A 17501-nucleotide genomic window follows, 5' to 3' on the forward strand; every position below is an offset into this window, starting at 1 on the left:
GAGAAAGTGAATATGAAAAACCAAGAGAGCAAAGAGATCGAGTTGGATGTGGTCTCCCTCTTTAAAACCTTATGGCGTCGTAAATTCTCAATTATCATTACGGCCTTGCTGTTTGCGATTGGAGCCCTAGGGTACAGCGCTTTTGTAGCGAAAAAGATCTATCAAAGTACCAGCCGTATCTACGTGGTCAGCCGTCAGAACCAAGAAAACAATGCCTTGACTAACCAAGATCTTCAAGCGGGATCCTATTTGGTTAAAGACTATCGCGAGATTATCCTTTCTCAAAATGTCTTGAACCAGGCCATTGAAGAGTTGAAGTTGGAAATGACTCCAGCAGAGCTTGCTAAGAAAGTCTCAGTGGCAGTTCCGACAGATACTCGGATTTTGTCCATCACTGCATCAGACCCAGATCCACAAGAAGCAGCTCGCATCGCGAATGGCTTGAAAGATGTAGCGGCAGAAAAAATTATTGCTGTAACCAAGGTGTCTGACGTGACAACATTGGATGAGGCAGTTGTCCCGCAAAATCCTTCTTCACCAAATATCAAACGAAATGTTGTCATTGGCTTTGTCCTTGGTGGTGTCTTGATTTCTATTCTGGTGATCTTGTCAGAGGTATTGGATGACCGTGTGAAGAAACCAGAAGATATCGAAGAAGTGATGGGCATCACTCTATTAGGTGTGATCCCTAATGTGAAGAAACTGTAAGAGGGAGAATTCATGGCAACCTTAGAAATTGTAAAAAGCAAATTAACAGCGATGACTCAGGCTGAAGAGTATTTTAATGCCTTGAGTACCAATATTCAGTTGAGTGGGACCAATATTAAGGTCGTTGCCATCTCATCTGTACAACCAAACGAAGGAAAATCAACCATCTCTACGAATTTGGCGACAGCCTTTGCGCGTGCGGGCTATCGTACCTTGTTGATTGATGCGGATATCCGTAACTCGGTCATGACAGGTGTCTTCAAGAGCCAAGGTCGTGTCTCTGGATTGACAGAAGTACTTTCTGGGAAGACTGAGATTTCCCAAGCGATTGCGACAACAGACTATCCAAAACTGGACGTTCTCTTGTCAGGTCAGATTTCTCCAAACCCGACAGGTCTCTTGCAAAGTAAAAATTTCGAGGTCATCGTTGAGGCGCTTCGCAATCATTATGACTACATCATCGTAGACACCCCACCAATTGGGATGGTGATTGATGCAGCGATTATTGCTCAACGCTGTGATGGTAGCTTGATTGTGACGGCGGCAGGAGCTGTGAGTCGCAAGGCTGTGCAGAAGGCCAAAGAGCAGCTGGAACAGACGGGGACACCTTTCCTAGGAGTGGTCCTTAATAAATTTGATATTCAATTAGAGAAATATGGTTCCTATGGTAATTACGGGAACTATGGCAATTATGGGAAAAAAAGATAAGGAATAGGATAGGGATATTATGACAGAAGGAAGGGGATTTCACAAATTTGCTTTGGCCTTTGTTCAAAGTTTACCAGTCTTAGTTGTGGCTTATGTGTTTAGTTTTGTGACAGAGACAGAAATCCACTCTAATACAATTTTCTATCTATATTTGTTGCATTACGTAGCTTTCTACGTCAGCGATTACAACCAAGATTATTTCAAGCGAGGCCATCTAGTTGATTTCTTACAAACTTTGAAATATAGCTTGTGTTTCGCGCTCGCCATCAGTTTTTCGAGCTTCTTTTTGGAGGAGAAGTTCTCCCTTTCTCGTCGGGGGATGATTTACTTTTTGGTGATTCATACTCTTGTCCTTTATTTGATGAACTACCTCATCAAACGCTATTGGCGACGCTTCTATTACAGCCTTAAAGGAAGTCACAAGATTCTCTTGATTACGGCAAATTCTCGTCTGGATAAAGTTCTGGATCGGCTTCTTTCGTCAAATGATAGCGGTGGAGAAGTAATAGCTGTCACAGTATTGGACCGCCCAAACTTTCAACACCCAACTGTTCGGGTTGTTCCGAAGGAAGACCTGTTAACCTTTGCGACCTATGAAGTGGTAGACGAAGTCTTTCTCAATCTTCCAAGTGAAGAGTATGACATTGGTGAGTATGTCTCACAATTTGAGACTATGGGGATTGACGTCACCGTTAACCTCAATGCTTTTGATTTGAACTTTGCTGGCAACAAACGGATTCGAGAAGTGGCTGGGCTCAATGTCGTCACTTTCTCGACTAACTTCTACAAACCTAGCCACGTGACCGCGAAACGTGTGATCGATATCTGTGGCTCCTTGGTAGGCTTGGTTATCTGTGGCTTGGTAGCGATTGTATTGGTACCTTTGATTCGCAAGGATGGAGGTCCTGCTATTTTTGTCCAGAAACGAGTCGGGAAAAATGGGCGCTATTTCAAATTTTATAAATTCCGTTCGATGTATGTCGATGCAGAGGAGCGGAAAAAAGAATTGTTGGATCAAAACACCATGACCGGTGGCATGTTCAAAATGGACAATGACCCTCGGATTACGCCGATTGGGCGCTTTATCCGCAAGACCAGTCTAGATGAGTTACCACAATTCTTCAATGTTCTAAAGGGAGATATGAGTCTGGTTGGAACCCGTCCGCCAACAGTGGATGAGTATGAGAAATACACTCCAGAACAAAAACGCCGCTTGAGTTTTAAGCCTGGTATTACAGGGCTTTGGCAGGTGAGTGGTCGTAGCGAAATTACAGACTTTGACGAAGTCGTTCGCTTAGATATATCTTATATTGATGGCTGGACGATCTGGTCAGATATTAAAATCTTGCTGAAAACGATCAAAGTTGTGTTTAAACGAGATGGAGCGAAGTAGGAAATTCCTGCTTCGTCCTTTCCATGTAAGGAGAAAAATGAAACAGTCAGTTTATATCGTGGGTTCTAAGGGAATTCCAGCGAAATATGGTGGTTTTGAAACCTTTGTCGAAAAGCTGACAGAGTGCCAACAAGACCGAGAGATTCAATACTATGTGGCTTGTATGCGGGAGAATTCTGCAAAATCAGGGATTACTGCGGATACTTTCGAGCATAATGGAGCTATCTGTTATAACATTGATGTCCCTAATATCGGTCCTGCGCGTGCCATTGCTTATGATATTGCAGCTCTCAATAAGGCCATTGAAATGGCTAAAGAAAACAAGGATCAAGCTCCTATCTTTTATGTCCTAGCGTGCCGTATCGGACCTTTCATCGCTGGAATCAAGAAGAAAATAAAGGCAATCGGAGGGACTCTGATGGTCAATCCAGATGGTCATGAATGGCTTCGCGCGAAATGGAGTCTTCCAGTCCGTAAGTACTGGAAGTTTTCTGAGCAACTCATGGTTAAACACGCTGATCTTTTGATCTGTGATAGCAAGAACATCGAAGCCTATATTCAAAAGGACTACGCTAAGTATCAACCTAAGACGATCTATATTGCCTATGGAACGGATACAAGCAAGTCTAGCTTGAGCAAAGAGGACGAGAAAGTACGGACTTGGTTTGCAGATAAGCAAGTCTCAGAAGGAAACTACTATCTTGTCGTGGGACGTTTTGTACCTGAAAATAACTACGAGGCCATGATTCGTGGTTTTATGCGGTCAAACTCCCAGAAAGATTTTGTCCTTATTACCAATGTGGAACAAAACAAGTTCTATGAACAGTTGCGTAAAGATACTGGATTTGATCAAGATACTCGAGTGAAGTTTGTAGGAACTGTCTATGATCAAGAATTACTCAAATACATTCGTGAGAATGCTTTTGCTTATTTCCATGGTCATGAGGTAGGCGGGACCAATCCCTCACTTCTTGAGGCGCTCGAGTCTACTAAACTCAACCTCTTGTTAGATGTTGGCTTTAACCGTGAAGTCGGTGAAGAGGGGGCACTCTATTGGAAGAAAGACCAATTGGCAAGCGTTATTGATCAAGCTGAACAATTGGATGCTCAAACTATCGAAGACTTCAATCAAAAATCAAGTAAACGTATCTCTGAAGCCTTTACTTGGGAAAAGATTGTTACAGACTACGAAAAAGTATTTAAAGGATAGAAATGCAGAAAATTTTATATCTCCATGCTGGTGCCGAAATGTATGGCGCTGACAAGGTTTTGTTAGAGCTTATTAAAGGATTGGATCAAGATGCTTTTGAGGCACATGTTATCTTACCCAATGATGGTGTCTTAGTCAGTGCATTGGAAGAGGTTGGTGCTAAGGTTAAAGTCATTGATTACCCAATCTTACGCCGTAAATATTTTAATCCTAAGGGAATTCTTGAGTATTTTGGCTCCTATAATCGTTATTCAAAGCAAATTGCTCAATATGCTAAAGTAAATGGGATTACCCTTGTTCACAACAACACGACAGCGGTTCTTGAAGGAATTTACCTCAAGCGGAAGTTGAAACTTCCTTTGATTTGGCATGTGCACGAAATTATCGTCAAACCAAAAGCAATTTCAGATTTCATCAACTTTTTGATGGGGCGCTATGCGGATACGATTGTGACAGTTTCAAATGCTGTAGCCAACCACGTGAAACAGTCTCGTTATGTGAAAGACGATCAGGTTCAAGTGATCTATAATGGGGTCGACAATGCCGTCTATCATGAAATCGATGCTAGCTCTGTCCGTGACCAATTTGGGATCGCACAAGATGCGCTTGTTATCGGTATGGTTGGTCGAGTGAATGCCTGGAAAGGGCAAGGTGACTTTTTAGAAGCTGTGACTCCGATCTTGAAGGCTAATCCAAGAGCAGTTGCCTTTTTGGCAGGTAGTGCATTTGAGGGTGAAGAGTGGCGTGTTGATGAGTTGGAAAAAGCAATCTCAGGCTCACCGGTAGCTGGTCAAATCAAGCGTATCAACTATTATAGCAAGACGACAGAACTCTATAATATGTTTGATATCTTTGTCTTGCCAAGTACCAATCCAGATCCTCTCCCAACAGTCGTCCTAGAAGCCATGGCTTGTGGTAAACCTGTAGTTGGTTATCGTCATGGTGGTGTCTGTGAAATGGTTAAGGAAGGTGAAAACGGTCTCCTAGCCACTCCAAATCAGCCTGCAGAATTGTCGAAGGCTATTCAAGATTTAGCCGAGAACACTGAGAAGAGAGAGCAATTTGGCAAGGCATCAGTCAAACGTCAAAAAGAACTCTTCTCCTTACAAAGTTATATTCGGAATTTTTCGGAGTTGTATAGGAAATACTAAAAAATAAAATTGGTTGAAAAATAGAACTATTTCCTGTCTGCTTTAAAGAATTACCATTATTATTAAATGTTGTAAAGTCAGTAAAACAGATTATGAAAATACAGACTAAAATAAAAGTTCAGGTGAAAAATATATGAAACCACTTTTAACTGTCGTTATTCCAGTTTATAATGTCGAAAAGTATTTAAACCGTTGTCTTGAGAGCATCCTTATTCAAGGGTGGAAAAACTATGACATCATACTGGTTGATGATGGAAGTACGGATCGTTCTCCTCAAATCTGTGATGACTATGTTAAAGCATATGACTTTATTTCAGTCATTCATAAAGAGAATGGTGGACTTTCAGATGCTCGTAATACGGGTCTTTCTCAGGCTAAAGGAGAATATGTTTATTTTCCTGATTCCGATGATTGGATTGAGCCAGATACCTTTATAGCCTTGGCAGAAGCGCTAGAATCTCAAAAATTTGATATTATTTCTTTTAATCGTGAGTTTGTCAAGGGTGAAGAAGATGTGATCATTTCAGATCCAGTAGAGACTCAAGTCTTTGAAGGTAAAGATGCTTTTGTGCAAATGCTGAAGCATAGTTATATTACTGGTTTCGCTAATGACAAAATCTATCGAAAATCCTTATTCACTGATCATAACGTTCAGTTTCCAATTGGTAAATACTATGAGGATCTTGGAACAAATTACAAGCTTTTTCTGTCAGCAAAGAAGGTTTATGCGACAAATCAGAAGTACTATCACTACTTAATCGATAACCCGGATTCCATTACACAGTCTTGGAATGAGAAGAAGTTTAGAGATATGTTTGGGTTCTACAAAGAAGTTTTTTATTCTGATTTTGTTCGTTCTCAATTGAACCAAGAGGAGTTCCACATCTCACAACTTTATTATGTAAATGGTTTAACGCACATACTGGCTAGTTTATATAAAGCTAAACTACATAAAAATTATAGTGATATTACAAGTGAAGTGAAACAGGAATTAGAAAAAAATAAATTGACGTGTAGTGAAATAAAATCTATTCCAAATAGAATCAAATATTTGTTGTACCGTATGCGTTTATTAAAGCTGGCTTTCGCTATACAAGGGATGAAGTGAGAGAAATTTAGGAGATTATGATAAAGTATTCAGTCATTGTACCGGTATATAATGTAGAGAATTATCTCCCTCGTTGTATCGATAGTCTACTTGCTCAAAATTATGCGGATTTGGAAATTTTGTTGATTGATAATGGCTCCAAAGATCAGAGTGGTCAAATCTGTGAGGATTATGCGGCTCAGTTTGCAAATATTACAGCCTATCATATTCCAAATAAGGGTGTCGGTTCAGCCCGTAACTTTGGCTTATCCAAAGCAAAAGGCGAGTTCATTTGTTTTGTGGATGCGGATGACTATCTTGTGGGAAATCTATTTTCAGATATAGAAAGTCAATTAGATTCACAATTAGACTTAGTAGTGTTTAGTTACTATAATTCGATTGAAAAGAACTTATCAGAAATAAATCGATCGGAAAAAATACTCCCTACTGAAGGAAAAAAAGACAAAAGTGATTTTATTGGGCTTTTTCAAGAATTATGGTTAACAGACATGATGTATACTGTTTGGAATAAAATTTACCGTAGAGAATTTCTGGAGGAACATCAAATTGTTTTTGAATCCTATGAATTAGGAGAAGATGTTCGTTTCAATCTGAATGTTTACCAGCATGTTAATGCGGTTTTCTTGCTGAAATCTGGTTATTATGTCTATATTTCAGGAAGAGTAGATTCTGCGATGGGACAGTATAATCCTAATCGTATGATCTACCAATTGGAAGAACTAGGAAAAGTTGATCAGTTGATGACAAGCTGGAATATTCATGATGATCAATTTATAGATCAAATAAAGGCACGCATCCTGATGAGTAATATTCAGAACATATCAGAGCAAAAGATGTCTCTTTCTAAAAAACGACACTATGTTGAGGTCTTGTGTAGAAATCAAGAGATGATTGCCTTGTTAAAAAAAGCTACTTCTCCACTCCACCCTCTAGTTAGACGGTTACTACATTTCAGAATGTATCTGACAGTAATTTTTTTAAAGAAACTGCAAACCTTGATAAAATAGGGAAATTCGCTATTTAGTTGTGAAAGGTTTTTATAGATACCAGTAATAAGACTATATGATCATGATTGAAAGGTTTGGATGACTGTTGTGATGAACAATCGTTTTATGTCAGAAAAAATTTATTTATTTACCTTGTTTATATGGGTTGTTGTCGCTTCGTTAGTCACAACCACTTATTTTGTTCGATTAGATGGTTTTCTATCGCTTTATCGTTTACTCCTTTACTTTACAATTATTATGCTGTTGATAAAGGAGTTGATGAACTTTCCGAAAACGCTATATTACTTTAGATTTCATTGGCAACAATTATTAATAGTAACGGCATTTTTTATTGCAATGTTTATAGTTGCAAAAAATCGCGATGGATTGTTAGATATAAATGTGTTGCTTCTTGTTTTTTCCGCTAGAGATATTGATTTTAGGAGATTATTAGGAACTTTTTCTGTGGCGACATTCCTGGTGCTTTGTTTGACAATTTATGCCAGTCAAAAAGGTATGATTACCAATATGTTTATGAATGCAGATGGTGGCTACCGTTTTAGTCTAGGATTTAACTATGTATCATTTGCATCACAGAGACTGTTCTTTGCCTTGTGTACTTATCTGATGTTTCGGGGTAAAAGAATTTCGTATCTTGAATTGTTGGCCTTACTCTTGGCTACGATTTATATGTACCAACAAACTTCGACATCTAGTCCATTTTACTTAAGTATTTTGATACTAACCTATGCCTTGTTGAGTATTAAAATCTTTAAAAAAGAGTTTATCATTGGAAATTTCTTGTCAAAGGCACTTGCGCAGTACGGTTTTATTGTAGCTTTAGCGGTTATCTTGTATTTTTGTTTTTATTCATCTGGCAATTTATTTCACTTAGTCGATCAATTTACGCATAATCGTTTGCGTCTCAGTGTGGATGGTTTCCGAAATTTTGGTGTATCTTGGTTAGGGCAACCAATTTCCTTTACAACTCTTGATATGTTTGGAAATTTCACTAGTAATTACAATTATATTGATAGCTCTTTTGTTCAATTATTGGTTATTGATGGCTTGATTGTCAGTGCCTTCATGTTGTTTGCTCTTACTAAAGTTATGAAATATTTCATATCCATTCAAAAAGATATCGTACTGGCTTGCCTAGGAATTATGATTATCCATGGAATGTTCGATCCTCAGATGTTGGTTCTTCGCTACTCTCCATTAATTTTGTTCATCAGTCGATTGTTTATTATGAATCCAGATAATAAAATTGAATAAAAAGAGTTAAGTCCAGTTAAAAAGAAAGATTAAGACGAGTTACATCCTTATGAAAGTTCTTAAAAATTACGCCTATAATCTCTCCTACCAGTTGCTAGTGATTATTCTACCGATTATCACCACACCTTATGTGACACGGGTTTTTAGTTCAGATGACTTAGGGACTTACGGCTATTTCAACTCCATTGTCACCTACTTTATCCTTTTAGCGACCCTAGGAGTAGCCAATTATGGAACCAAGGAGATCTCAGGACACCGCAAGGACATCCAAAAGAATTTCTGGGGGATTTATACTCTCCAGTTAGGCGCGACCTTTGTCTCCATTTTACTCTATCTCTTGCTTTGCTTGGCGCTTCCTTCCATGCAAAATCCTGTTGCCTATATCTTGGGCCTTAGCTTAGTATCAAAAGGGCTCGATATTTCCTGGCTCTTTCAGGGCTTAGAGGACTTTCGCAAGATTACGATTCGGAATATCACGGTCAAACTGGTTGGAGTCATCTCCATCTTCTTGTTTGTTAAGTCTGCTAATGATCTTTATCTCTATGTATTCTTACTAACGATCTTTGAATTATTAGGTCAGCTCAGTATGTGGTTGCCCGCCCGTGAATTTATTGGGAAAGCCCATTTTGATATGGCTTATGCACGGGTGCATTTAAAACCGGTCATTCTGCTTTTTTTACCGCAGATTGCTATTTCCCTCTATGTCACCCTTGACCGGACCATGCTGGGGGCTCTCGCCTCTACAAAGGATGTGGGGATCTATGATCAGGCCTTGAAATTGGTCAATATTTTGCTGACCCTAGTGACCTCACTGGGAAGTGTCATGTTGCCTCGGGTATCGAGCCTCTTATCCTCAGGGGACCACAAGGCTGTCAACAAGATGCACCAAATGTCCTTTTTGATTTATAATTTGGTCATTTTCCCGATCATTGCCGGCATGCTGATTGTCAATGATGACTTTGTTCAGTTCTTCCTAGGAAAGGATTTCCAGGATGCGCGTTATGCCATTGCCATCATGATTTTCAGAATGTTCTTTATCGGCTGGACCAATATCATGGGGATTCAAATCCTCATCCCGCATGATAAAAACAAAGAATTTATGATTTCGACCACTGTTCCTGCCATTGTCAGTGTCGGGTTGAATTTGCTCTTCTTGCCTCACTTTGGTTTTATCGGTGCAGCCATTGTTTCGGTTTTAACAGAATCCTTGGTCTGGGGAATTCAATTGTACTATACCCGTCATTACCTCAAGGAAGTTCCGATTATTGGGGCTATGGCAAAAATTGTATGTGCATCTGCTATAATGTATGGCTTGTTGCTAAGTGCAAAACCATTCTTGCATTTTTCACCTACTTTAAATGTTCTTGTGTATGCAGTGCTTGGTGGCCTCATTTACCTGCTTGCTATTCTAGTTCTGAAAGTGGTAGATGTGAAAGAGTTAAAACAAATAATAGGAAAACAATCGAAATGAAGAAAATACGGAATACGAACCTAGATTTGCTTAAAATTATGGCTTGTGTAGGAGTTGTCCTACTCCATACCACAATGCCAGGATTTAAAGAAACTGGATCTTGGAATTACTTAACATATTTATATTACTTAGGTACCTATTCAATTCCGCTATTTTTTATGGTAAATGGCTATTTATTATTGGGAAAAAATGAAATAAGCTATTCATACATCCTGCAAAAAATAAAATGGATTCTTGTAACCGTATCGACATGGACTTTAATCATTTGGATTTATAAGAGGGATTTTCCAGAAAACCCAATAAAAAAAGTTTTGGGTTCTTTGTTACAAAGAGGTTATTTTTTCCAGTTTTGGTTTTTTGGTGCTTTAATCCTTATTTACTTGTGTCTACCAATTTTGAAAAAATTTCTAAAATCAAAAAATCGGTATTTGTTGATTCTTTCTGTACTGGTAATTATCGGTTTGATTTTTGAGCTGACAAATATTTTACTTCAAATGCCAGTGCAAGTTTATGTTATACAGACATTTCGATTATGGACCTGGTTTTTCTATTATATTTTAGGTGGATTTCTAGCACAATTTAACTTGGATACTCTTAAAAAGTGTTATAGAAGTTGGATGAAAGTAATCACCGTAGTTTTGCTATTTGCTTCACCATTATTTTTATTTATGTTAGCGAAAAATACTCACCATAATCTTTTTGCTGAATATTTTTATGATAGTATTTTTGTGAAAGTTATAAGTCTAGGGACTTTTTTGACGGTGCTGACGTTTGATTTAAATGCAGATAAAAACAGATGGATAATCTATCTTTCTAATCAAACTATGGGTGTTTTCATTATACATACATATGTTATGAAAGTGTGGGAGAAATCAGTTGGATTTAGTTTTGCAGGAGCATATTTGCTTTTTCTCATCTTCACATTGAGTGTAAGTTTTATTGTGGTTGGAATATTAATGAAAATCCCTTATTTCAATCGAATCGTTAAATTATAAATAGGAGACAACTATGTACGATTATCTGATTGTTGGTGCTGGTTTATCGGGGGCAATTTTTGCTCATGAGGCAACCAAGCGTGGCAAAAAAGTAAAAGTGATTGACAAGCGTAATCACATTGGTGGAAATATCTACTGTGAAAATGTTGAGGGCATCAATGTTCACAAGTATGGTGCCCACATTTTCCATACGTCCAACAAAAAAGTTTGGGACTATGTTAACCAGTTCGCTGAGTTTAACAACTATATCAACTCACCGGTGGCTAACTACAAGGGGAGCCTTTACAATCTTCCCTTCAACATGAATACCTTCTACGCTATGTGGGGAACCAAGACTCCGCAAGAAGTCAAGGACAAGATTGCAGAGCAAACGGCTGATATGAAGGATGTTGAACCAAAGAATTTGGAAGAACAAGCCATCAAGTTGATTGGTCCAGATATCTATGAAAAATTGATCAAGGGATATACAGAGAAGCAATGGGGACGTTCTGCAACAGACCTGCCTCCATTTATCATTAAACGTCTTCCGGTTCGTTTGACCTTTGATAATAACTACTTTAACGACCGTTACCAAGGGATTCCAATCGGAGGCTACAATGTTATTATCGAAAATATGCTGGGTGATGTAGAAGTAGAACTTGGGGTTGATTTCTTCGCCAATCGTGAAGAGCTGGAAGCGTCAGCGGAAAAAGTAGTCTTTACAGGGATGATTGACCAGTACTTCGATTACAAACATGGGGAGTTGGAATACCGCAGCCTTCGGTTCGAGCATGAGACCTTGGATGAGGAAAACTATCAAGGAAATGCCGTGGTTAACTACACCGAGCGTGAAATTCCTTATACTCGGATCATTGAGCACAAGCATTTCGAATATGGTACCCAACCGAAGACAGTCATCACCCGTGAATACCCAGCTGACTGGAAACGAGGAGACGAACCCTATTACCCAATCAATGATGAAAAAAACAATGCTATGTTTGCTAAGTACCAAGAAGAAGCAGCTAAAAATGACAAGGTCATTTTCTGTGGACGTCTAGCAGACTATAAATACTACGACATGCACGTGGTCATTGAGCGTGCCTTGGAAGTCGTCGAGAAAGAATTTACTAAATGACACAAGAAAAGATTGATATCGTGGTTCTCTGGGTTGATGGTAGTGATCCAGAGTTTATCCGTGAGAAACAAGAAGTAACAGGCCGAATCTCAGTTTCTAACGAATTAGTTGATGGAGATTTAAGATACCGTGATTTTGGAATTTTTAATTACTGGTTTCGAATGATTGAAAAGCATGCCCCTTGGGTTAATAATGTTTACTTAGTCACCAACGGTCAAAAGCCTGAATGGTTGAATTTAGATCATCCAAAACTCAGATGGATTACTCATAAGGAATTTATGCCTGAAGAGTATCTACCTACCTATAATTCTGCGGCCATTGAGCTTAACCTCCATCGGATTGAAGGTTTGTCGGAAAATTATCTCTATTTCAATGATGATGTGTACTTGATTAGAGATAGTCAACCTTCGGATTTTTATAAAAATGGTCAACCTAAGCTATTTGCTGTATATGATGCTTTGGTTCCTTGGTCATCATATACAAATACTTATTACAAAAATGTTGAGTTAATTTATCGTCATTTTCCTAATAAGAAGGCCCTAAAGTCTTCGCCTTGGAAATTTTTTAATTACCGCTATGGGTATTTGGTTTTGAAAAACTTGTTACTCTTGCCATGGGGGCCAACAGGCTATGTGAACAACCATTTAGCTACACCTATGAAAAAAAGCACCTTGGCGTATTTGTGGAAAATTGAGGGTGCAACCTTAGATAGAACGTCACGAAATAAAATTAGAGACTATGAAGTAGACGTTAATCAATATATCTGTCAGTATTGGCAGATTGAAAGTAATCAGTTTTATCCTATATCAAAGAATTTTGGTGAAACGATTAATTTACATCAAATAGATAGGTTAGAGAGTATCTTTAAAGATAAACATAAAAAATTGCTTTGTGTGAATGATGAAGTTGACTTTAAAGAGGAGAATATCATTCGTTTTAAGGAAATCTTGAAAGAACGCTATCCTGAAAAATCAGCTTTTGAAAAATGAGAAATAAGAGATGAAATACTATTTAAAAGAAGAGTTTTTACACGATAACAATGTAAAAAATGCCGGTAATAAGGCACGTAATGATGTTGAAGAAATTGTAACGAGAGAAGGTTATAAAGCCTTGGTTCTTTCAGTTGATAATTGGTACGAGATGAGTACACTTAAAGCACAGCTTCATAAATCTAAGGCTTTTGGTCAGGCTTTGGATCAATTAAAACAAGGTGATGAGTTATTGATCCAGTTTCCCATGCTTCACCATAGCTTTTTCTCAACGCATCATGTAAAGAAAGTTCAGAAAAAGGGTGTAAAAGTTCATTTTATTATCCATGATTTAGAAGCTCTTCGTTATGTTAAAGTTGATAATATCCCTTTGAAGCATAAGATTCGAGTTCAAATTCAAGAATCAGGTCTTCTTGATGCAGCTGATGGTATTATTGCCCATAATCCAATCATGAAATCTGTTTTGGTGGATAAAGGGGTTGAGGAAGATAAGATTGTTAGCCTTGGCATTTTCGACTATTTGATTCCAAACTTCCAAGAGAAGACAGGGCTAACGAAGAATCTGCCAATCATTGTAGCAGGGAATTTAGCCCAAGAAAAAGCAGGTTACCTTTATCAATTGCCTGCTAGGCCGGCCTACAATCTTTATGGTGTTGGTTTTGATGAGAACAGAGCTCTCGCCAACGAGACCTATTTTGGCTCCTTCCTGCCGGATGAGCTTCCTGTAGCACTTGAAGGTGGCTTTGGTCTTGTCTGGGACGGGGATAGCGCTGAGACCTGTAGTGGCGTATTTGGTGAATACCTTCGCTACAACAACTCTCACAAGGCCTCTCTTTACTTGGCATCGGGCTTCCCACTTGTGGTTTGGAAACAGTCTGCTCTCTCGCATTTTGTCTTAGAGAATGGTTGTGGGATTGCAGTGGAATCGTTGTATGATCTCTCTCAAGCGCTTGAACAGTTAGACGATAAGGACTACCAAGACTTGCTTGTCAATGCAAAAAGGATTGGCCAAAAGATTCGTAATGGAAGTTATTTAACAAACGCCTTGAATAAAATTGTAAAATAGAAGCCTAGAAAGGCTTCCTTTTTATATTCCGTAGAAAAAACGCCTAGAAACCTTTTCGAATCCCTCTCGGTATGCTAAAATAGGAACAGTATAAAATATGATTAAGGGAATAGAAATGAGAAAAAAGGATTTCATTTATTTTGCCAGTGCAGCTGTATTGCTAGCTGCCTCAGTTCAAGTTGCCCATGCCGATGAAGTGGGAGTGAAAGAAGAAGTGGGAGTGAAAGAATCGGCAGTCACTGAAAGTGAAGCAGTAACGACACAAGCTAGCTCAGTACCAGTTGTCGAGGAAAAGCAAGAAGTAGGGACTCATCAATATGTGGCGCCAGCTCCAGTAACAGAGCTTCCAGTCACTAGCTCAGATGTTACGAAGGCAGACGAGCCAAAGGTAGAAACTAAGTCTATTTCAGCGGGGCAATCTGTCCCATCTTCTGAGTCAATTGCGAAACCTGTAACGGGGACCACTACTTTCTATAGCGCTAGTTCCAAGGCTCCGTCTGGCCGTATAGTTAGTACTTTAAGTCGTCCTCAAGGGAATTTAAGTATAGAAAATAACAACGAAGTCACAGGTACCTTTGATGCAGTTGTTCGCAATGTAGTGTCCCCAACTGGCTTAAAGGAAGTCTTGATTCCGACCTGGTCAGATAAGAACTGGCAAGATGACCTTATTTGGCATAAGGCAACTAAGCAAGCTGACGGCAGCTATCGTGCAACCATTAAGGCATCTGAACATAAGAATGACACCGGTAAGTATAATGTCCATGTCTACTATGTGGATAATGACAACCAACGAAACTATATCACAGAAACCACGACGGAAGTGCGTCAATCCTATCCAAGTGGTACGGTAACGATTGAAAATAATAATGTTTCGACTGGTACATTTGATGCAGTAGTGCGAAATGTTTTCGCGCCAAATAGCTTGAAGGAAGTCTTGATTCCGACCTGGTCAGATAAGAACTGGCAAGATGATCTTGTTTGGCACAAAGCGATTCGTCAAAGTGACGGCAGTTACCGAGCTACCATCAAAGCTTCAGATCATAAAAATGATGATGGCAAATACAATGTTCATGTCTACTATGTAGATCAAAATAATCAACGGAGCTATATCACAGAAACTACTACAGAAGTGCGTCATGTAAAACCAAGTGGAACTGTAACGATAGAGAACAATAATTCTGAGACAGGCACCTTTAATGCAGTAATTCGTAATGTTGTTGCACCAAATGGACTGAAAGAAGTTTTGATTCCGACCTGGTCAGATAAGAACTGGCAAGATGATCTTGTTTGGCACAAAGCGATTCGTCAAAGTGACGGCAGTTACCGAGCTACCATCAAAGCTTCAGATCATAAAAATGATGATGGCAAATACAATGTTCATGTCTACTATGTAGATCAAAATAACCAACGAAGCTATATCACAGAAACCACTACAGAAGTGCGTCACGTAAAACCAAATGGAACTGTAACGATAGAGAACAATAATTCTGAGACAGGCACCTTTGATGCAGTAATTCGTAATGTTGTTGCACCAAATGGACTGAAAGAAGTTTTGATTCCGACCTGGTCAGATAAGAACTGGCAAGATGATCTTGTTTGGCACAAAGCGATTCGTCAAAGTGACGGCAGTTACCGAGCTACTATCAAAGCCTCAGATCATAAAAATGAGGACGGCAAATACAATGTCCATGTCTACTATGTGGACAATGACAACCAACGAAACTATATTACAGAAACTACAGCAGAAGTACGTCAAGCCCGTCGTTCTGGTACGATTGTAATCCAAAACAATAACAAGGATACGGGAACTTTTGACGTCATCATTAAGGATGTCTACAGCCCTAAAGGCGTACGGACTGTTCAAGTTCCAACTTGGTCTGATAAGGATGGTCAAGATGATATCCGTTGGTATGAAGCGACTCGTCAAGCGAACGGAGACTACAAGGTTTCTGTCAAGGCTAGCGATCACAAGAACTCTACTGGCAAATACCATGTTCATCTTTATTACATCCAAAATGATGGTTCGCGTGTAGGGGCTGGAACAACAACCACAGAAGTGGAATTTAGAAATCTGACGACCAGGACCCAAACAGGGATCAAGAATGTTAATTCTGGTGCGGGAACCTATACGGTAACAGTGGACCAAGCACCTCAGGGACGTCAGATCAAGAATATCCGTGTTGCTGCCTGGTCTCAAGCTCATCAAGAAAACCTCTACTGGTATTCTACAGCACCTTCTGGTACGCATACAGAAGTGCAAGTCTCTGCAGCAAATCACCAGTACCAGAAAGGGAACTATACAACGCACGTCTATGTGGACTATGTGGACGGTGGCGTTGAAGGCTTTAACCTGGGGCAAACAGCTCTTTCACCTCGTGAGATAGTTGATCAAGCAGCATACAATCCTCATGTTTCTAATGGTCAACGAGATCGTGTTTTACGAGCTGCAGCAAGTCTTGTCGGTGTTCGTAGCGGAAGTGCAGCCCATCATCAATTGGTCAACGATTACAATAGCATAAATCCCCTACCAGTTGGATACGCTGTGAAAAATTCTGATGATTGGTGTGATGTGTTTGTAACAACAGTTTTCCAACGCGAAGGCCTTAGTCATTTGATTGGTCGGGAGTGTGGCGTAGAGCGCCATATCCAAATCTTTAAGCGTCTCGGTATTTGGAATGAGGATGGAGCTTCTACACCAAAAGCGGGTGATATTATTACCTTTAACTGGGACCAAGACTCTCAACAGAATAATGGATTTGCGGATCATATTGGGATTGTAGAACGCGTCGAAAATGGACTGATTCATACAATCGAAGGAAATTCCGGTGTTGTTGGTACTGTCAAACGCAATGTATACCGTATCGGACACGGCAATATCCGCGGATTTGCGACACCACGTTATAAATAAGATACAAGCTTTTCAGCATTTTTGCCTAAGGACTTTTTTATAATAGAAAGGTAACCAGCTCTATGAAGGGGCTGGTTTTTTGCATCCCTTTGATGACAGGAGAAGTCATTAGACAAGGAGCTTGTGTCAAAAATTTCAGAGCTATCCTAAGGATATCCATGCAAGATCTTTAGAGGTATTTTGGAAAGGTATAAAAAAGTTATGAAATCAAGGAATGAAGGGTTGAAACAGATCCAAAAAAACAGCTTGCAATCATATTTTTGGAGAGCTTAACCTAAATTGGCTGATTGATGCAGAAATCAATAAAACTTATTTAAAAAGGAACACTAGGTCATTCATTTGTTCATTTAGAGACATTTTTTATAAAATCGTTGGCTTAATTGACTCATATATGATAAAAGTGTAATGAGGAACTTTTT

Annotated in this window: 14 protein-coding genes; all 14 read left to right on the top strand. The window is 39.2% G+C overall.

Annotation, left to right across the window (positions count from 1 at the left end):
• The first annotated feature begins 12 nt into the window (after positions 1-12).
• The 14 genes from D7D50_RS03555 to D7D50_RS03620 all read left to right on the top strand — a co-directional run bounded on the left by D7D50_RS03555 (position 13) and on the right by D7D50_RS03620 (position 17082).
• A complete protein-coding gene (locus tag D7D50_RS03555) occupies positions 13-708 on the top strand; it encodes a Wzz/FepE/Etk N-terminal domain-containing protein (protein ID WP_023024692.1) in 696 nt (231 codons plus the stop codon).
• A 12-nt stretch (positions 709-720) separates the two neighbouring features.
• Positions 721-1416: a tyrosine-protein kinase gene (locus D7D50_RS03560; protein ID WP_023024691.1), complete on the top strand. Its 696-nt coding sequence runs from the start codon at positions 721-723 to the stop codon at positions 1414-1416.
• Positions 1417-1435: 19 nt separating this feature from the next.
• Positions 1436-2809, top strand: a complete 1374-nt coding sequence (locus D7D50_RS03565; protein ID WP_023024690.1) for a sugar transferase — start codon at positions 1436-1438, stop codon at positions 2807-2809.
• 37 nt (positions 2810-2846) lie between these two features.
• The gene (cps2T, locus tag D7D50_RS03570; protein WP_120701486.1) at positions 2847-4019 is read left to right on the top strand and encodes a beta 1-4 rhamnosyltransferase Cps2T; all 1173 of its coding nucleotides are present in this window, start codon (positions 2847-2849) and stop codon (positions 4017-4019) included.
• A 2-nt stretch (positions 4020-4021) separates the two neighbouring features.
• On the top strand, positions 4022-5170 hold the full coding sequence (locus D7D50_RS03575; RefSeq protein ID WP_120701487.1) for a glycosyltransferase family 4 protein: 1149 nt from the start codon (positions 4022-4024) through the stop codon (positions 5168-5170).
• A 133-nt stretch (positions 5171-5303) separates the two neighbouring features.
• On the top strand, positions 5304-6278 hold the full coding sequence (locus D7D50_RS03580) for a glycosyltransferase (protein WP_120701488.1): 975 nt from the start codon (positions 5304-5306) through the stop codon (positions 6276-6278).
• A 17-nt stretch (positions 6279-6295) separates the two neighbouring features.
• Positions 6296-7285: a glycosyltransferase family 2 protein gene (locus D7D50_RS03585; protein WP_120701489.1), complete on the top strand. Its 990-nt coding sequence runs from the start codon at positions 6296-6298 to the stop codon at positions 7283-7285.
• A 78-nt stretch (positions 7286-7363) separates the two neighbouring features.
• Complete coding sequence (locus D7D50_RS03590) at positions 7364-8539, top strand: polymerase (RefSeq protein ID WP_174705352.1); 1176 nt, start codon at positions 7364-7366, stop codon at positions 8537-8539.
• A gap of 49 nt (positions 8540-8588) precedes the next feature.
• A complete protein-coding gene (locus tag D7D50_RS03595) occupies positions 8589-10010 on the top strand; it encodes a flippase (RefSeq protein WP_120701490.1) in 1422 nt (473 codons plus the stop codon).
• On the top strand, positions 10007-11005 hold the full coding sequence (locus tag D7D50_RS03600) for an acyltransferase (protein ID WP_120701491.1): 999 nt from the start codon (positions 10007-10009) through the stop codon (positions 11003-11005). Before D7D50_RS03595 ends, D7D50_RS03600 begins: the two co-directional genes overlap by 4 nt.
• Before the next feature lie 13 nt (positions 11006-11018).
• On the top strand, positions 11019-12119 hold the full coding sequence (glf, locus tag D7D50_RS03605; RefSeq protein ID WP_120701492.1) for a UDP-galactopyranose mutase: 1101 nt from the start codon (positions 11019-11021) through the stop codon (positions 12117-12119).
• Entirely contained in the window at positions 12116-13108 is a 993-nt protein-coding gene (locus tag D7D50_RS03610; protein ID WP_120701493.1) for a stealth family protein, read from the top strand. Before glf ends, D7D50_RS03610 begins: the two co-directional genes overlap by 4 nt.
• A gap of 10 nt (positions 13109-13118) precedes the next feature.
• Positions 13119-14174, top strand: a complete 1056-nt coding sequence (locus D7D50_RS03615; protein ID WP_120701494.1) for a glycosyltransferase — start codon at positions 13119-13121, stop codon at positions 14172-14174.
• A 115-nt stretch (positions 14175-14289) separates the two neighbouring features.
• The gene (locus tag D7D50_RS03620) at positions 14290-17082 is read left to right on the top strand and encodes a GBS Bsp-like repeat-containing protein (RefSeq protein ID WP_120701495.1); all 2793 of its coding nucleotides are present in this window, start codon (positions 14290-14292) and stop codon (positions 17080-17082) included.
• Positions 17083-17501 lie beyond the last annotated feature (419 nt).

The sequence above is a fragment of the Streptococcus koreensis genome (assembly GCF_003627135.1).
Lineage (GTDB): Bacteria > Bacillota > Bacilli > Lactobacillales > Streptococcaceae > Streptococcus > Streptococcus ilei.

Excerpts from the sequence above, each read along its gene's own strand:
- D7D50_RS03555 (WP_023024692.1), top strand. The coding sequence starts at position 13 with ATGAAAAACCAAGAGAGCAAAGAGATCGAGTTGGATGTGGTCTCCCTC.
- D7D50_RS03560 (WP_023024691.1), top strand. The coding sequence starts at position 721 with ATGGCAACCTTAGAAATTGTAAAAAGCAAATTAACAGCGATGACTCAG.
- D7D50_RS03565 (WP_023024690.1), top strand. The coding sequence starts at position 1,436 with ATGACAGAAGGAAGGGGATTTCACAAATTTGCTTTGGCCTTTGTTCAA.
- cps2T (WP_120701486.1), top strand. The coding sequence starts at position 2,847 with ATGAAACAGTCAGTTTATATCGTGGGTTCTAAGGGAATTCCAGCGAAA.
- D7D50_RS03575 (WP_120701487.1), top strand. The coding sequence starts at position 4,022 with ATGCAGAAAATTTTATATCTCCATGCTGGTGCCGAAATGTATGGCGCT.
- D7D50_RS03580 (WP_120701488.1), top strand. The coding sequence starts at position 5,304 with ATGAAACCACTTTTAACTGTCGTTATTCCAGTTTATAATGTCGAAAAG.
- D7D50_RS03585 (WP_120701489.1), top strand. The coding sequence starts at position 6,296 with ATGATAAAGTATTCAGTCATTGTACCGGTATATAATGTAGAGAATTAT.
- D7D50_RS03590 (WP_174705352.1), top strand. The coding sequence starts at position 7,364 with ATGACTGTTGTGATGAACAATCGTTTTATGTCAGAAAAAATTTATTTA.
- D7D50_RS03595 (WP_120701490.1), top strand. The coding sequence starts at position 8,589 with ATGAAAGTTCTTAAAAATTACGCCTATAATCTCTCCTACCAGTTGCTA.
- D7D50_RS03600 (WP_120701491.1), top strand. The coding sequence starts at position 10,007 with ATGAAGAAAATACGGAATACGAACCTAGATTTGCTTAAAATTATGGCT.
- glf (WP_120701492.1), top strand. The coding sequence starts at position 11,019 with ATGTACGATTATCTGATTGTTGGTGCTGGTTTATCGGGGGCAATTTTT.
- D7D50_RS03610 (WP_120701493.1), top strand. The coding sequence starts at position 12,116 with ATGACACAAGAAAAGATTGATATCGTGGTTCTCTGGGTTGATGGTAGT.
- D7D50_RS03615 (WP_120701494.1), top strand. The coding sequence starts at position 13,119 with ATGAAATACTATTTAAAAGAAGAGTTTTTACACGATAACAATGTAAAA.
- D7D50_RS03620 (WP_120701495.1), top strand. The coding sequence starts at position 14,290 with ATGAGAAAAAAGGATTTCATTTATTTTGCCAGTGCAGCTGTATTGCTA.